This is a genomic window from Siminovitchia sp. FSL W7-1587, assembly GCF_037963795.1.
In the GTDB taxonomy this organism is placed as follows: domain Bacteria; phylum Bacillota; class Bacilli; order Bacillales; family Bacillaceae_C; genus Siminovitchia; species Siminovitchia thermophila.
In genome coordinates, this window is the sequence record NZ_CP150169.1 from 2,976,205 (window position 1) to 2,993,227 (window position 17,023).

Here is a 17,023-nt window from a genome sequence, read left to right on the forward strand (position 1 = left end):
GTGAAGGGGAGGCTGATCACCCTCCAAAAAAACAATACAAAGCCAAGCATGTTATTTTGGCTACGGGAGCGTTGGTCACATTGGCTGAGAAAATCGGTGTAGATACGGAGTAAGGAAGAGAACCGAGAATCAAAACAGTCGTACAAGTAGATTTGGCAGGTAAACAATCATCGACGGGATCTGGACTGCAGGAACCGTTGCCGACGTCAGTGTCCATACAATCGTCTCGGCAGGTGACGGTACCAAAGTTGCCAACAATGTCATCTCTGAATGGAAGAGAAGCACTATGTCACTCATGATGTGCTCAAAGGTTATATAATAGATTGGAAGAAAAAAGAGGATGTCCCATTAAACTGGCTCCTCTTTTTTGGTGGTTTGGCTTTTGAATAAAAAGATTTTTCAAAAATAAGGGTAGGAGATTGTTTAAATTTGATATATGATGTTGGTAAATTAGAAAATGAGTCGTTTTCATTCGTCATGATTGATAAGTGACCGTTTGCACAAAGTACAGGAAGTAGCTATAGTCAAAGAACAGACAAGGGAAGTGGGGCAGAAAATTGGGACAAGAAATAGGCCATAATGTCATTTATCAGGCTATTATGGAAGTTTCAAATCAGTTAACCCAGACAGAGAAAAGACTTACCGACAGGATGATGGGTATAGAGAAGCGCCTTGATAAGGTGGAGGGCCGTCTCGATAATCTGGAAAATCGTCTCGCTAATTTGGAAGACCGTTTCGGTAGTCTAGAAGTGCGTCTCGCTAATTTGGAAGATCGTTTCGGTAGTCTAGAAGTGCGTCTCGCTAATCTGGAAGACCGTTTCGGTAGTCTAGAAGTGCGTCTCGCTAATTTGGAAGATCGTTTCGGTAGTCTAGAAGTGACTCGCTAATTTGGAAGATCGTTTCGGTAGTCTAGAAGTGACTCGCTAATTTGGAAGACCGTTTCGGTAGTCTAGAAGTGCGTCACGCTAATTTGGAAGACCGTTTCGGTAGTCTAGAAGTGCGTCTCGCTAATTTGGAAGATCGTTTCGGTAGTCTAGAAGTGACTCGCTAATTTGGAAGACCGTTTCGGTAATCTAGAAGTGCGTCTCGCTAATCTGGAAGATCGTTTCGGTAGTCTAGAAGTGCGTCTCGCTAAATCTGGAAGACCGTTTCGCTAATCTGGAAGATCGCTTCGCCATTCTCGAAACCCGCCAAGGTAACTTGGAAGCCCAATTAAAGTCTATGGAGCAAAACCTGACAGACCACATTAAGCACCTGGAAACAAAGTTTACGATTGTGCTGGAAGAATTGGTAGAAACAAAAGCAGATGTGAGAAGAATACAAAGAGCAAAATGAAGAGCGGCGACACAACGCCACTCTTATTTATTCGCGAGATTGGGTTATTCATCACTATTAGTTAAATGATCTCCTATTTGTTAAGACCTCATTAAGTGTTTTTCAATCATTGGGACACTTCAACATATGAATGTAATAGAAAGAACCTGAAAAGGAGGAATAACAATGCCACACAAAGCTGAGCAATCCGCTTATATTGAGTCCTCTGAAAAGCAAATGGAATTATATCGCAGGACGTTAATCATTGTAGTCATTTCACAAATTTTCGGGGGCGCGGGACTCGCCGCAGGGATAACTGTTGGAGCATTGCTTGCGCAGGAAATGCTCGGCTCGAACAGTTTTGCCGGAGTTCCGGTTGCTTTGTTTACATTGGGTTCTGCTGGATCGGCATTTATTGTAGGACGTATTTCTCAACGTTTTGGCCGCCGCATTGGACTGGCGGGGGGGTTCCTTGCTGGAGCGCTCGGGGCTGCGGGTGTAGTGATCGCCGCTATCACGAGTCATGTTTATCTGCTGTTTGCTTCACTATTGATTTACGGCGCCGGAACCGCTACAAATTTACAAGCGCGTTACGCGGGTACAGACTTGGCCGGTTCGACACAGCGTGCTACAGCCGTGAGTATTGCCATGGTGGCTACGACTTTGGGTGCTGTGGCGGGTCCCAATTTGGTCAATGTCATGGGAGATTTTGCTGAAGCAATCGGCATCCCATCCTTGGCCGGTCCGTTTATCTTGGCCTCCTTTGCATATTTTCTAGCAGGACTGATCCTTCTTTTCTTCCTTCGCCCTGATCCCCTCTTTGTAGCAAGAGCCATTACTAGTGAACGAGTGGAAGCGAATCAGATAAAGGAGAAGGCCCTTGAAAAAACAAATAGCAAGGGGATCGCGGTAGGCTTTACAGTAATGGTTTTATCTCAATTTGTGATGGTTGCCATTATGACAATGACACCTGTACATATGGAAAATCACGGACATGATTTATCCAGGGTGGGATTAGTCATTGGCATCCATGTCGGTGCCATGTATCTGCCATCTTTGATTACCGGTATCCTTGTCGATAAATTTGGGCGCGGCACAATGGCTGTCGCCTCGGGAATCACATTACTTTTTGCGGGAGCATTACCGGCTATCGCCCCGAGCGATTCCTTGGTTACGCTTATTTTGTCCTTGGCACTGCTGGGGCTTGGATGGAACTTTGGCCTTATTAGTGGAACAGCCCTCATCGTTGATGCAACAAGTTTGGCTATCCGGGCCAAGACACAAGGCGCAGTTGATGTGTTTATTGCTCTTTCAGGAGCGCTTGGCGGGGGAATTTCGGGCATTATTGCAGCGCAAACAAGCTATACCATGTTGTCAATTGCGGGCGGGATGATTTCTTTACTCATTATCCCGATGGTGGTTTGGAGCAGAAGCGGTTTGAAAAGTGTTGCCGGAAGTTGAAGAATCCAGTCATATAATATCTAGAAATAAGAAGATAAAGCCTTGGTTTCCGACGCCATCTAAAAAGAAATCCCGGCTGCAAGAGTGCTTTCTTCTGAGGTAAGGCTTGAAGATTTTTCATCAAGTTTCTTTGTATATTAAATAAGTACTTTTTTTAGAAATAAGATCAAAGCCGAAAACGGCACAAGTATGAGATCGAATCTGGTCGCCTGATAAAAAAATACCTGACGGGCGACCGAACGACTTGCTTTACGAAGGGAGACGTTCCGTGGTCAGTGGACATGACCAGCGGTCGTCTCCTTTCAATTTTTCGTGCAAGCATGAAAAAAAGATGATGCTCTTCAACAAAAACAGACGCTGTCCTTTTAGAAGCCATCAGTTTTTCATATGGACATCTCCCTATTGTTTTACAACGAACGGATCATTTATTGTTTTACATCAACTAGCTGAAACCGTTCGCACACTAGCAGCATATCGTCTGAAAACTCAAGCCCCATTCGGCTTAATTCTTCTGAAAAATATTTGACATGGGTATGCTTCCAATATGCATATGTCCCGTCCCCCTCACCTTCCGCGGCAGCGAAATCTTCGGGAACATTTTTTATCGGCATGATGTCAACTTCAACTGTCTGAATGATGGCCACCGGCTCATCACGACTGTTGAGAATAATGCTGTAATCACCAACAGATGGTACCGGTTCATTTTCAAACTCATAAGAAACAAAGCTTGAACAAGTTGCGGTTTTTACGCCATCTATGACCAGCTGGGCCAGGTGGTCCGCATCAGCCCCAAATTGCCAGGCGCTGACAGATGCGGGCTTCTCCTGTCCCTTCCAATAATCATTCCAATATGTTTTGGCAGCTTGGTTCATCGTTTTTTCTCCTTTGCTTTTACTATGTACCTAAGACTAGTATACAAGGAAATAAACGGTTGACAGAACATTTTCTTCAATCTTGTTTTCACAAGTATTGTGTTATGCAGGGGCGCTATTCAACCCTCAAAACACTCTATTTAAATAAAGTGCTTCCGTTTTGTCGTGGTTTGATAAAGTAACCAGCATTTTCGGTATTCGGCTATTTTCGCCCTTGCCGCCATAGGTTTTCTTTTTCCCTTCGGAGATATTGAACAAATAAAGAATTGTTTTTTGTTCATTCATACCAAAAAAGGAGAAGCTATTGGATGGTTTTTTGTTTGTTCATATATTCAAAATGTTTAAAAATTTTGTTAAGATCAAATAAAGTAATGAAAAGAGTCTGACAACTGCATACGCCTTGCATCTAATGAAATAGCTGACATTCTCCATGATGGAAAAAATGTAACAAGGAGGAATGAAGTTGATTAAAGTACCGAACGGGGAAGAAATTTTCGTAATTGATGCTCATATCGCCTTATGGGACGCAAGGAAAGAAAATCGATTAAACATTCATGGGGAGCAATTCATTAATTGCTTCTATGATTATCACAAAAACTTGAGCCCAAAAGAATTCTTGTGGCCAAGGGAAGAATTCGACACATATTCCCCGGAAAAGTTGGTAGAAGATGTATTTGTTAGAGGGTATGCGGACATGGCCATTTTCCAGCCGGTTTTATTAAGCGAGTTTTATAAGAATGGTTTTGGCGATTACGATGTGAATGAAGAGTTATCCAGGCAGTTCCCGGGCCGTTTCATTTGTAATGGAGGCTTTGATCCTCGGCATGGGGACAGGGGGTTAAAGGAGTTGGAAGAAAATAAGGAAAAGTATGGTTGGCAAGGAGTAAAATTATATACAGCAGATTGGTATGGAAATTCCAAGGGATACAAGCTTTCAGATGATTGGTCCAAAAGATACTTGGAAAAATGTCAAGAGATGGGAATTAAAAATATCCACATCCATAAAGGACCAACCATCACCCCGCTGAACCGTGATGCCTTTGACGTGGCAGATGTGGACGATGCGGCAAGCTGTTTCCCTGAATTGAACTTTATCGTAGAACACGTCGGGCTTCCCAGATTGGATGATTTTTGCTGGATTGCTACACAAGAAAAAAATGTTTATGCCGGATTGTCTGTTGCCATTGCTTTAATTCACACACGACCGCGGTATTTTGCTGAAATAATTAGCGAACTATTGTATTGGCTTGATGAAGATCGGATTATCTTCGGAAGTGACTATGCCATTTGGGAACCAAAATGGCTCATTGAAAAGTTCTTGGAATTAGAGCTTCCGGAAGATATTCAAGAAGAGACTGGTGTTACGTTTGATCTTGATGTGAAAAAGAAAATTTTAGCTGAAAATGTTGCAAGATTATATAACATTAATATTGAAGAACAAAAGGAAAAATTAAAAAACAGCCCATTGCCAGTACAGATGGTTTGATGAGTTCTTGTATTTTGCACAACGAATGGTTTGGGAGGGGTTGCATAGCGATGACAAAAGAGGAAGAAGTTTACCAAATGCTTGAAAAAGTATATGATCCCGAACTGGACGAGCCACTCACCGACTTGAATTTCATCGACCGCGTTGAAATAAACGGCCCATCCGTTCATGTTGTTTTCCGCTTGCCCACTTATTGGTGCTCTCCAAATTTTGCCTATATCATGGCTGAAGATATAAGAAAATATGTTTCAGAACTCGATTGGGTGACAACTGTACAAGTTAGTTTGCTGGACCATTGTGCTTCAGACGAAATAAATAAAGGTGTGACAAATCGGCGGTCATTCAATGAGGTTTTTAGTGGATTATCTGACGGGGATCTCGAGGATTTGCGCCGGACATTCGATATTAAGGCCTATTACGCCAGGCAGGAAAAGCTGTTAAAGCATCTTCTTAACAGGGGAATGACTGAGGAAGAGATAATAGGTGTGTCGATTCAAACATTAAAAAATTTACCATTGTCAGAGAAAGGCAGGCTGCTTCGAAATAAGTATTTGGAAAAAAAGAAGGCATTACATCACTCCAGCCTCCTAGCTGTTACAACTCCGGAGGAAGAGCCGTTAACGAAAAAAGTGTTTAAGGATTATCTGCGAGGGGCTAAAAGAACACGTATGAGCATGGAATTTAATGCTCACTATTGCCGGGGATTGTTGGAGGAGAGATACAATTTGCCTCCTTCCGAAGAAGTCGACTTGGTTAAGGAATAAACGGATCTTTATCTGATCCGGTTCATTAAAAAATAAAAAAGGAATGGTGAGAAGAATGAGCAAAAAGGTATTGATCCTTACTGGAGATGCTGTAGAGGCTTTAGAAGTATTTTATCCTTATTATCGCTGTATTGAAGAAAACATTGACTGTACAATCGCTTCTCCCACAAAGAAAAAGCTTCAGACAGTTATCCATGATTTTCTTCCCGAGATGGAGACATTTACTGAAAAGTGGGGATATAAGATCGAATCCCATGCTTCTGTAGATGAAATTGATCCAAATGATTATGACGGTCTTATCATACCGGGCGGACGTGCTCCGGAATATATTCGAATGAACCCGAAGGTTCAGGAAATAACGGCTCATTTCTTACAAGAAAAAAAGCCTGTTGGGGTCATCTGTCATGGCCAGCTCGTCTTAACGACAGTCAGGGAGTATATTAAGGACAGAGAGATGACGGCATACTCAGCCTGCAGGCCGGAAGTGGAGGCATCGGGGGCCATCTATATGGAAAAGATGCTGCATGTGGACGGTAATATAGTTTCAGGACATGCCTGGCCGGACTTGCCAGGTTTCATGAGAGAATTTTTTAAGCTATTGAAAGCGAAAAAAGAAATCTCTGTTTAAGGCTTGACAAGGATCGAGGAAACTCGGTCCTCATTACTTTTTATCCCGCATCTAAGGTGCCGTATACACCACTTCAAGACCTGAGTTGATACAAAAAGTCCAAGTGGGAGAAAACGGCACCTAAATGCCCGATTCGTTCAACTAACATTCAGTAGGAGATGGAAGAAAACGCCTACTGAATGAAGTTTCACTTTATGATGGTCAGAAATTCGGATTTAACAGCATCGAGGCGATATATAATATCACGACTCCTTCCGTTGTTTTGGGATTAATTCCTATAAGTTCCTCAATCTTATTTAAACGGTAATGCAGAGTGTTGATGTGTATGTTCATCGCTTCGGCTGTATTTTTAATGGACTGATTATTTTTTATATATTGTTGCAGGGTATAAATTAAATGCTTTTCCTCTTTCATTTTGTAAATGGTTTGTTTTAAAAATTCGGTTTGTATTTCTGCTGATATATCTTCTAGTATGATTTCAAGAATTAAATCATCGTAAAATACGATGCCCTTGCTTTTTTGAGCAACTTTTAACGCTTTTTGGGCCTCTTTATATGTTTTCTTGATATGATGTTTGCATATATTTTTACCAACACCGATGGACAAGGATTGAAGGTGTCTTCTCTCGAAAGAGTCTTTAAACCTTTTTAATTGATAGTGGAATGCGCTTTTACTATAGGCAGGACCGGCTTTTTTCAAAACCAGAAAATTTTCTTGTCCCCAGCGGATTATAAAGGAATTATTTTCACCAAAGATGGAATGAAACAGTACAATGACATCTTTTTGCAATTTGCTCATTTCATAGTTGGATACCTTTTTGATATCCAAATGTATGAGGGCGCAAATAAGCGGGGAAGCAACCGGAATTCCCAGCATCATGCCGTTTTCCAAAAACTCATTATCAATGGAGACGACGTTCAACCATTCATGAATATAGGATTCGATACCTCTTATTTCCCATTCATGTCTTTCGGTATAAAAAGCTTCTTGTATGATAAGCTCTGTCATTCTTCTAATTAACTCAGCATATGGCTCTACTTTTTTTGGATTGCCGGTAATGCCGACAACGCCAATCACTTGATGGTTAAACATGATGGGCATATTGATACCGGCTTTTACCCCCTTCAAGGTCATAGCCTTTTCTTTATCGATATAGAGCTTTTTCTTTGTGTTAATGACGATCTCGGCACCTTCGTGAAAAGAACCGACTCTGCTTTTCTCTGTAGACGATATAATGAATCCGTTTATACCCATTAGTATAATATCCTCTTTCATGACTTGGCGTACTTCAGAAGTGATTCTGGAAGCCAGTTTTGGTGATAATTCCACTTGTATTCACTCCTTTGGATAAACACACAAGAAAAAGCGTATGATTTGCCTTTTAATTATATCATCATACATAGATTGCGAGAAGAATATCTTCTATAATGTATTGAAAATTAAAAAACAGGGGGCTTGTCATGCTTACCTCTCAGATAAAGGAACACTTGATCAATATAACGGGGGCGGAGAACTTTGTCGATTCCCAAGTTGAAAGACTCGTATATTCATATGACGCTACACCAGACTACCAATCAATGCCCGATGCTGTTGTGTCGCCAAGGAGTTCTGAAGAAGTGGCTAAAATACTAGCTTTATGCAATGAATACAAAATCCCCGTCATCCCCAGAGGATCAGGAACAAATCTATGCGCCGGTACTTGTCCTGTTAAAGGAGGCATCGTCATCCTTTTCAATCATATGAATCAGATTTTGGAGATTGATGAGGAAAACTTGACAGTCACCTGCCAGCCGGGAGTCATTACTTTGGATCTGATACGGGAGGTGGAAAAAAAAGGATTATTCTATCCGCCTGACCCTAGCTCCATGAAAATATCAACCATTGGAGGAAATTTGAATGAAAATTCCGGGGGATTAAGAGGCCTTAAATATGGTGTTACCCGGGACTATGTGTTGGGGCTGGAGGTTGCTCTTCCAAACGGTGAAATAGTCCGAACAGGCGGCAAGCTTGCCAAAGATGTTGCCGGCTATGATTTGACAAGATTGTTTATTGGTTCGGAAGGGACATTAGGGATTATAACTGAAGCTACCTTAAAGCTTATTCCGATTCCTAAAACGAAAAAGACCATGCTTGTCCATTACCAAGATTTAGAAGATGCGGCACGGTCCGTTTCGAAAATTATCGCAAACAAAGTGATACCTGCAACTTTGGAGTTTTTGGATCAACCTACATTAAAAGTGGTGGAGGATTATTCACGAATCGGTCTTCCGACAGACGTAAAATGCGTATTGCTGATTGAACAGGACGGGGAAGGACACAGTGTTGAAAAAGATATGATAAAAATAGAGGAAATATGCAAAAGTGAGAATGCATATTCCATTCAAATCGCCCAAACAGAAAATGAAGCTGAAGCCTTACGGACGGCCAGAAGAAATGCCTTATCCGCACTCGCGAGAATGAAGCCAACGACCATATTGGAGGACGCGACTGTTCCGCGGTCGGAAATAGCTAAAATGGTGATGGCCATTAATGAAATAGCCAATAAGCATCAAATAAACATATGTACTTTTGGTCATGCCGGGGATGGAAATCTGCATCCAACTTGTCCGACAGATGTACGGGACAAGGATGAAATGCAAAGGGTGGAAAATGCGTTCGATGAAATATTTGATAAAGCGATTGAGTTGGGCGGGACAATTACTGGAGAACACGGAGTAGGGATTGTGAAGGCTCCTTATTTGGAATGGAAGCTTGGGGAATCAGGCGTCAATGTAATGAAATCGATCAAAGATGCCTTGGATCCCAATCATATTATGAATCCCGGTAAAATGTTTGCAAAAGATACTCGAAAACGGGTGGTAGTATCGAGATGACGACAATGACGGAAATGGAAAATATTCAAAGGGGTTTTCAAGAGCGAATGGACGAGAAAGAGCTGCTCAACTGTATGAGATGCGGCTTTTGTTTGCCATCTTGCCCAACATATATTGTTTCAGGATATAAGGAAAGCCAATCGCCAAGAGGAAGAATCGCCTTAATGAAGGCGGTTTACGATGGTTTAATAGAACCGGATGATGAATTTGAAAGAGCTTTGAATCTGTGTTTAGGATGCAGAGCTTGTGAACCCGTATGTCCAGCGGGGGTGAACTATGGATTTTTATTGGAGGAAGCTCGAGACATCATCAACCAAAATAAAAAGCGTTCCCTGTCAAGCCAACTCATTCATCAAGCGGTTTTCAAACACCTTTTTCCGAACCAGAACAACATAGAAAATATCACAAGTCTCATTGGATTTTATCAACGCTCCGGCCTGCAAAAAGCGGTTCGTAAAATTGGCTTTTTAAACCTTTTTCCCAACCATTTAAGAGAAATGGAAAGAGTACTGCCTGAAGTTCCAAAGAAAACAAACATGACAAAGCGCATAATGCGAGTAAAGCCTGACAGTATAAAAAAAGCAACAGTCGCGTTTTTTACCGGCTGCCTAATGGATACAGTTTTTCGGGAAACAAATGATGCGACAATCAAGCTATTGCAAAAAGCAGGGTGTGAAGTCGTTATCCCTCAGACACAAGTATGCTGCGGGGCGTTGCACGGACATAGCGGCGAAAAAGAGCTGGCGAAAAAAATGGCCAAACAGAACATTGAAGCTTTTGAAAAAGAGCATGTTGATTATATCGTTACCAATGCCGGAGGTTGCGGTGCTTTCTTGTCCGATTATGACCATTTGCTAAAAGATGAACCTGGCTGGGAAGGACGGGTAAAAGAAGTCGCGAAAAAGATCAAAGACATATCAAGCTTCCTTTATGAAGTTTCTTTTCATAAAGAAAACCGTCTGGTTTTAGATGAACAGATCATCACTTTTCAGGATTCCTGCCATTTACGGAATGTCATGCATGTCAATGAAGCGCCCCGGAAATTATTGAAATCCATCAAGGGGGCCAAGTTCCGTGAAATGGAAAATGCTGATAGCTGTTGCGGATCAGCCGGCATCTATAACATTGTAGAACCCGAATCATCAATGAATATTCTTAATCAAAAAATGACTGTTATAAAAGAGACGAATGCAACAACCATTGTAACGGCCAATCCAGGCTGTCTACTGCAAATGAAGCTTGGAATAGAAAGAGAGAACCTGCGCGGAGTTCGAGCAGTTCATATAGTGGATTTACTACAGGAAGCCTTGATGTAAATGAAAAACCGAGTTGAAGAAGTCCCCCGGCTGAAGCCGGGGGTATAGATATCAAACAAAAGGGGAGTGGAGTATCGTTTCCTCTTACTTTTGATAATGTCCTGGACCCGCTTTTTTGATCGGACACCACGGGCAGTTTTGGCCAGTTTTTTATTATCGCCGTTATATTCTTTCGTTTCGGAATTGAGATAAGGAAATGTTTTGTAATCCCCGGTTGCCCATATTTATAATCCCTTTTTACCAATGTTTTATCTGATTGGTCACCCGTTTTTTCAGACTCTAACTCTATTTGCTTTTCCAACTGGTTTATGTGCCGCGCCTTCCGTACAAAAGGACAAGCAGGAGCAGTCCAAGAGAAAGATCACTTCTTCATTAGGGAACGCTCCGGGAAGCCAAATCAAACTTTTCAACAGGGGAACATCGGGAAAATTCAGCTCATTCTACTTGGTTTGGTGAAAGAGGTGACTACATTTGGAAAAAATGTCCCTTACTCCGTCTCTTCTTCATTTTTTTCCGACAAGACTTACTTACTGTTTTGGTGAATTTGCTTGCTTATTCGTATCGTTTCCTTTACCTATTTTTGGAAGGATACTTGTTCATCGCTCACAAGGACCTGTCTGTAGGCCAAATACCTTATTAACAAGATCTTCAAGGTTTCGAAAAAATAGGCTTTTTTCACCTGGATTAGGAAAATGCATCGTCCAGAAACTTGCTATTTTATGATTTGTCTGGTATTCTAGAGAAGAGTTATTTTTGCTCTCTCAGATTTTGTTTTTCGTCTAAGGTATTAGAGCAAGGATAGTAACATATGTGCGAACAAGCGCACCAGGAGGAAATGTTTTGGAACAAGGTAAAGTTAAGTGGTTTAATGCAGAGAAAGGTTTCGGTTTCATCGAAAGAGAAGAAGGAGACGATGTATTCGTACATTTCTCAGCTATCCAAAGTGAAGGGTTCAAATCTTTAGACGAGGGTCAAAGTGTCACTTTTGAAGTTGAACAAGGCCAGCGCGGCCCACAAGCTACAAACGTACAAAAAGTTTACTAAAAGGTTGGAAACAGGCCCCTACTTGGGCCTGTTTTTTTTGTCCACCCGGTTCGGGCTATAAACTTGTTGATGAAAGTTGGCTGCAGGCTGGGCATTTCGACTACTCCCCAAGCCCCTCCGCGATCCCTAGTAAAATAATTCCCAGCATGACAATGGCGATCATGACATAATGACGCTTGCTCAACACCTCATTGAGAAACATCCGCGATAAAACCACCGAGAATATGCCATGGGCTGCAATCAGCGGGGCGGCGATGATGGCATTGCCTGCCAGCGCGAAAACATAGAAGAATTGTCCGATTGTTTCTAAGATGGCAGCCAATCCTTTATCATGCTCTTTAAGTATCACAAATGGCTCTTTTTTAATAATTTTGACATATAAATAGGAAAGTAGGCCGACAATAAAGAATGTGAATTCATAGGCAAGTAAAGCCGAATCTTCACTGATCAGTTTTAATTCATCCAAATACATGCCATCTACGAATGTGCCTAAGCCATCGAAAATACTGTAGAGAATAGGGAAAGTGATGGCCAATATGCCGATTTGGTATTTTTTGGGGATGACCGCATTGCTGGCCCGCAAGCTTTCTATTTCACCCTGTTTTTCCAAAATTGCCAGTCCGATCACTCCGGCTGTTACGGTGACGATTCCAAGAATGTTGATTAAGCTCATTTCCCGTGGAAAGAAAATAAATAATAAAATTGCGCTGACAGCTCCTGAAGAGTTTTGCACAGGTGCGGCAATAGACAATTCAATATATCTCAATCCGACGTACCCGATTGTCATCGACAAAATATACAGTGCCGAAACCGGAAAATACCGAATCATATCAAAAGGGTCAAAGGCGATCCCTTTGATTAGCATATAGGAAACAGCATGAATCCCCATGACAAAACCAACCATTGTAACAATTTTAAGATGACTGTATTTGTCGCTGCTATCGGAACCTTTTTTATAATACAGATTTGCGGCGCCCCAAGAAATGGCTGTTAAGATAGAAAAAATAAACCACATGTCGTTCGTCCCTCTTTATTTTCGTAAAAACCTCTTCTATATTATCATAAAGTCAGCCACGCACAACCCCCAAAATATGTTGACGTGAAAAGAGGGTTGTGACTTTGATAAGACAGTTACATACTGTATTTAAAAATAAAAATCCGAAGTTTACTCAGTAACCTTCGGATTTTTGTTTGGGCTTCTGTCTACTCCGTTTTAAATGTTTGAATAAACTGGCTTAGTAATTTTCGTTGCATCGGTGTCAGAGCATTCATGGTTTCAATAAACTCTTTATATTCTGCGGTTTGTTCGTTTGCGCTATCAGAAAAAAATTCTGAAAGACTAATGTTTAATACCTTACAAATTCTTTCAAGGGCATCTAGGGATGGTTTACTGACACCTTTTTCTATTTTAGAGATTTGGGAAGGGTCTAGGTTTGTCTTTTCTGCGAGCAGGCGTCCGGACATATTCGCTTGTTCTCGGAGACTTTTTATACGTTTTCCTACGTTAATCATGATATTCACCAACTTGGATGGAATTTTATTCAATGAACGCAAAACAAACTGGAAATTCATTAAAACTTTCCGTTGACATATTGAATTTAATTCAATATAATATGACGTAACATGAATTAAAGGGCTATTAAAAGAGAGGGGTGTAAAAACGGCTCAAAACGTGTATACATCAATATGAAACATACATAGTCGTCAAGTGACTCATCCGTTATTATTTGAATATTGCAAACAAAAATAACTAACCGCTTTGAATTTCAAACTATTTTTTATGATGTATTACATCATAAGTAGATTGTACCAACAAATAGGAAGGTCAACAAGAACAACTCAAACTATAAAGGTGATGTACTTGTCAAGATTTCAGATTAAACAATTAAGAGAAGAAAAAAATATGACCCAAGCTAAATTAGCCGAGATTATCAATATTCGCCAGGAATCTCTTAGCAGAATTGAATTGGGGCGAATTAATCCATCGATTGCAACCCTTGAAAAAATTTCTGATGTCTTGGAAGTACCGATTAGTCGGCTGTTTAAGAAAAATTGAGCCGTAAAATTGTTGTACATGTATCATTGTGATTTTTTAAAGAGTATTTCTCTTATATTTTTCATATTTCAATAATAATATCCCTGACCCGGCTTTGCTCGTTGAAGCTGTAGTCGTTTTCTTTTTGATCACCTTACTCTAGGGGCAGTCATTCTGGGGACAGATGCTGCCCCGGAGGATGTAGAAAAGTTAGAATGGAGCGGGTTTGGACCTGCCTTCGTTCCGTATTTAATTAACCATCGGGTGTATAAAAGAGATTTGAAGATCCCTGGTTAAGGAGCTATTGGTTTTGAAAGCGCTCTTAATGCATTGACCCAGCCATTTTGTCATCTTGGCTTTCAAAATACTTCCATTATCATTGTGTTTTTCTTTGTAATTCTTGCCGCCAGGAGATAGAGGGGCATGGTCGATCATGGGACCCCCTCTCATTCTGTTGTTCGCAGTTCAGTTATAGTATTGGCTTAGGGACATGGATGGTGAATCGTTATGTACGGATATTACAGAAGCGATTATGTTCCATCAAAAGTGAGGAATACGAAATCGTAATGTCACGATTGATCGGGATTCCGGCACCGGAGGACAATGTGAACGTGATAACCCCATGACATAAAAGGAAAAACATTACATTGCCATTTGAGAAAAGAGGGGAATACGTATGAAGAAGAGTAATGTTCTAGTATTGGTTATGCTTTTGGTTATTTCTTTATTTGGTTGTTCATCTGGAAAAGATGCAACTACCAAACAGTCTGACAACGGCGGAAAAGTAACAGGAGGGGAGCTGCAGGTTGCTTATAATGCTCAGCCGCCGACCATGGATCCGTTATTAACCTCTGCTGTCGCAACAAGAGATATTACAAGACATGTTTTTGAGTCACTGGTTACTTTTAATCAAAAATTTGAAGTTGAACCAATGCTGGCTGAGTCATATGAGGTGAGTGATGATGGAAAAACGATCACGTTTCAATTAAGAAAAGGCATAAAGTTCCACAATGGGGATGAGATGACTGTTGAAGACGTAGTTTCTTCCATGAATCGTTGGAAAGATACGACCCCGATGGGAAAAGCTTATTTCTCAAAGGCGACTTTTAAAGAAAGCGGCGAAAACGCCGTCGTATTGGAAATGCCTGAACGGCTTTCAACAGCTCTTGCCATGCTCGCTGATCCGGGACAATCCGCGGTTATTGTGCCTAAGGAAGTCAATGAAGGGGCAACAGAGAAAGGTTTATCTGAATTTATTGGAACCGGCCCTTTTCAGTTTAAAGAATGGAAAACGGATCAATACATCCATTTGGAAAAATTTGAAGATTACCAATCATTAGAAAAGGAAAGTGGTGGCTTGGCTGGTAAAAAAGAAGCGCTCGTCGATGATATTTATTTTCAATTTATCACAGACGCTTCCACAAGATTGGCTGGCATCCAGACAGGAGAATATGATGTGGCCAATGCGATCCCATTTGATAATGGGGAACAGCTGGAAGCTAATGCGGATGTGACCATCTATGTTGATCACAATGGTTTCAATGGGATTGTATTTAATAAGAAGCAAGGCCTTTTTAAAAATGTAACTGCCCGTCAGGCAGTGAATGCGGCATTGGATTTGGAAGAAGTGCTTAAAGCTTCATTTACAAATGAAAATTACTATGAATTAGAACATGGGTTAATGATCAAGGATCAAGAAAGTTGGTATAGCGAAGCAGGTAAAGATCAATATAACCAAAATGATAAAGAAAAGGCGAAAAAAATCCTTAAAGATGCCGGATACAACGGTGAAGAAATTGTGATGTTGACGAGCAGAGATTATGAAGATCACTATAATGCCGCGGTTGTCGTTCAACAAGAACTTGAGAAGATTGGCATGAAGGTTAAGCTGGATGTTTATGATTGGCCAACTCTATTGGAAAAGCGAGAGGATCCAAATGCCTTTGATATTTTTGTGACAGGGTTTCCAACCGAGCAAATCCCGGCTAAGTATTCATTTTTAGATTCCGCCAAGGAATGGCCGGGATGGAGTGACAGTCCCGAGATTGATGAATTGCTAGATCAAATTAATAGGAGTGCTTCTCAAGAGGAAGCCAAGAAATACTTTGCTCAGCTTCAAGAAGAATTCTATCAATATTTGCCCATCATTAAATTTGGCAATAAAACGACCATTACTGCTACTCGTTCAAATATTGAAGGCATGGGTTTTTTACAAGGAATCATCTTATGGAATGTTGAGAAAAAATAGCCAGTATTCAGAGAGTGGTGAGACATTTGAAGGGATATATACTAAAGCGGTTGCTTTCGTTGATTCCTGTATTAATGATTGTTTCCGTTGTTGTTTTTCTTCTTATCCACATAACGCCTGGTGACCCTGCTGCTGTCATATTGGGTCCGGATGCAAGTCCCGCCGAGGTTGCCGAGCTTCGAGAGCAGCTCGGCCTTAACCTCCCGCTTTACGAACAATTTGCGAAGTGGTTGCTTGGAATTATACAAGGAGATCTTGGATATTCTTACTTCATGGATGAATCTGTCTTGCAAGCGTTCATGTTACATCTGGGACCGACTTTTTCTTTAGCTGTAATGGCACAGCTTTTTGCGGTCATACTTGCTATTCCTCTAGGGGTAATAGCTGCCAGAAAGCGAGGCACAATCATAGATCAGACGTTTATGGGTTTCTCCTTGATGGGGATTTCCGTACCCAGCTTTTTATTAGGATTATTTCTCATATTGTTTTTTGCTGTAAAGCTAAAAATACTTCCGGTTGCAGGATATAAACCAGTAAGTGATGGACTGTTCCAGCATGTAAGATATTTACTATTGCCAACGATCGCTTTGGGCTCTATGCAGGCGGCACTGATTGCCAGAATGACACGATCCACCATGTTAGATATTTTAAATGCGAATTATATCAAAACAGCCCGCTCAAAAGGAGTCAAAGAAATCATTATCGTTTATAAGCATGCGCTTAAAAATGCTTTTATCCCTATCTTAACCGTCATTGGCCAAACATTTGGCACTCTCATAGCAGGGGCAGCTGTAGTGGAGACGGTATTTAATATTCCGGGAATAGGACAGTTAATTGTTAATTCTGTGGAACGGCGCGATTTTGCGGTGATTCAGGGGTCTGTTCTACTCATAGCGATTAGTTATGTCGCCATTAATCTGGTCATTGATTTGCTTTACAGTGTGATTGATCCGCGTGTGCGATTAGCAAAGAAGTAGAAAGG

15 protein-coding genes and 1 pseudogene are annotated in these 17,023 nt (G+C 41.1%); 12 read left to right on the forward strand and 4 right to left on the reverse strand.

Going from position 1 to position 17,023, the window contains the following annotated elements; translation table 11 throughout:
• Positions 1-35: 35 nt before the first annotated feature.
• The 3 genes and pseudogenes from NST31_RS13920 to NST31_RS13930 all read left to right on the forward strand — a co-directional run.
• Positions 36-309: pseudogene (locus NST31_RS13920) on the forward strand (pyridine nucleotide-disulfide oxidoreductase); the annotation flags it as partial.
• Positions 310-557: 248 nt separating this feature from the next.
• Positions 558-887 carry a hypothetical protein gene (locus tag NST31_RS13925; RefSeq protein ID WP_339161391.1) on the forward strand — a complete coding sequence of 110 codons (330 nt, stop codon included), beginning with the start codon at positions 558-560 and terminating at the stop codon, positions 885-887.
• Between the two features lie 613 nt (positions 888-1,500).
• Positions 1,501-2,775: an MFS transporter gene (locus NST31_RS13930; RefSeq protein ID WP_339161393.1), complete on the forward strand. Its 1,275-nt coding sequence runs from the start codon at positions 1,501-1,503 to the stop codon at positions 2,773-2,775.
• Positions 2,776-3,200: 425 nt separating this feature from the next.
• Here the strand turns inward: NST31_RS13930 and NST31_RS13935 are convergent, their stop codons facing one another.
• A complete protein-coding gene (locus NST31_RS13935; protein ID WP_205178827.1) occupies positions 3,201-3,647 on the reverse strand; it encodes an ASCH domain-containing protein in 447 nt (148 codons plus the stop codon).
• 463 nt (positions 3,648-4,110) lie between these two features.
• Here NST31_RS13935 and NST31_RS13940 point away from each other — a divergent pair, with 463 nt between their 5' ends.
• Genes NST31_RS13940 through NST31_RS13950 form a run of 3 tightly spaced genes read left to right on the forward strand, consistent with a single transcriptional unit; the run spans position 4,111 to position 6,525 of the window.
• Positions 4,111-5,133, forward strand: coding sequence for an amidohydrolase family protein (locus tag NST31_RS13940; protein WP_077113732.1), 1,023 nt, complete (start codon positions 4,111-4,113; stop codon positions 5,131-5,133).
• Between the two features lie 50 nt (positions 5,134-5,183).
• Positions 5,184-5,897 carry an iron-sulfur cluster assembly protein gene (locus NST31_RS13945; RefSeq protein ID WP_339161397.1) on the forward strand — a complete coding sequence of 238 codons (714 nt, stop codon included), beginning with the start codon at positions 5,184-5,186 and terminating at the stop codon, positions 5,895-5,897.
• A 55-nt stretch (positions 5,898-5,952) separates the two neighbouring features.
• Positions 5,953-6,525, forward strand: a complete 573-nt coding sequence (locus NST31_RS13950; RefSeq protein WP_077113734.1) for a DJ-1/PfpI family protein — start codon at positions 5,953-5,955, stop codon at positions 6,523-6,525.
• Between the two features lie 201 nt (positions 6,526-6,726).
• Here NST31_RS13950 and NST31_RS13955 read toward each other — a convergent pair whose 3' ends face one another.
• Positions 6,727-7,854 carry a sugar diacid recognition domain-containing protein gene (locus tag NST31_RS13955; RefSeq protein ID WP_077113735.1) on the reverse strand — a complete coding sequence of 376 codons (1,128 nt, stop codon included), beginning with the start codon at positions 7,852-7,854 and terminating at the stop codon, positions 6,727-6,729.
• 131 nt (positions 7,855-7,985) lie between these two features.
• Here NST31_RS13955 and glcD point away from each other — a divergent pair, with 131 nt between their 5' ends.
• The 3 genes from glcD to NST31_RS13970 all read left to right on the forward strand — a co-directional run bounded on the left by glcD (position 7,986) and on the right by NST31_RS13970 (position 11,758).
• Entirely contained in the window at positions 7,986-9,398 is a 1,413-nt protein-coding gene (gene glcD / locus NST31_RS13960) for a glycolate oxidase subunit GlcD (protein WP_077113736.1), read from the forward strand.
• A complete protein-coding gene (locus tag NST31_RS13965) occupies positions 9,395-10,714 on the forward strand; it encodes a (Fe-S)-binding protein (RefSeq protein ID WP_339161399.1) in 1,320 nt (439 codons plus the stop codon). Before glcD ends, NST31_RS13965 begins: the two co-directional genes overlap by 4 nt.
• Before the next feature lie 840 nt (positions 10,715-11,554).
• Positions 11,555-11,758, forward strand: coding sequence for a cold-shock protein (locus tag NST31_RS13970; protein WP_077113739.1), 204 nt, complete (start codon positions 11,555-11,557; stop codon positions 11,756-11,758).
• 100 nt (positions 11,759-11,858) lie between these two features.
• Here NST31_RS13970 and NST31_RS13975 read toward each other — a convergent pair whose 3' ends face one another.
• Together NST31_RS13975 and NST31_RS13980 are read right to left on the reverse strand one after the other, a co-directional pair.
• On the reverse strand, positions 11,859-12,773 hold the full coding sequence (locus NST31_RS13975) for an EamA family transporter (protein ID WP_339161403.1): 915 nt from the start codon (positions 12,771-12,773) through the stop codon (positions 11,859-11,861).
• Positions 12,774-12,961: 188 nt separating this feature from the next.
• The gene (locus NST31_RS13980; RefSeq protein WP_205178833.1) at positions 12,962-13,270 is read right to left on the reverse strand and encodes a helix-turn-helix transcriptional regulator; all 309 of its coding nucleotides are present in this window, start codon (positions 13,268-13,270) and stop codon (positions 12,962-12,964) included.
• A 343-nt stretch (positions 13,271-13,613) separates the two neighbouring features.
• On the opposite strand from NST31_RS13980, the gene NST31_RS13985 reads away from it, so the two are divergent.
• The 3 genes from NST31_RS13985 to NST31_RS13995 all read left to right on the forward strand — a co-directional run bounded on the left by NST31_RS13985 (position 13,614) and on the right by NST31_RS13995 (position 17,018).
• The gene (locus NST31_RS13985) at positions 13,614-13,814 is read left to right on the forward strand and encodes a helix-turn-helix transcriptional regulator (RefSeq protein ID WP_083717709.1); all 201 of its coding nucleotides are present in this window, start codon (positions 13,614-13,616) and stop codon (positions 13,812-13,814) included.
• A gap of 655 nt (positions 13,815-14,469) precedes the next feature.
• Positions 14,470-16,041 (forward strand): ABC transporter substrate-binding protein, encoded by a 1,572-nt coding sequence (locus NST31_RS13990; protein ID WP_339161406.1) that lies wholly within the window; start codon positions 14,470-14,472, stop codon positions 16,039-16,041.
• Positions 16,042-16,067: 26 nt separating this feature from the next.
• Complete coding sequence (locus NST31_RS13995) at positions 16,068-17,018, forward strand: ABC transporter permease (RefSeq protein ID WP_077113744.1); 951 nt, start codon at positions 16,068-16,070, stop codon at positions 17,016-17,018.
• Positions 17,019-17,023 lie beyond the last annotated feature (5 nt).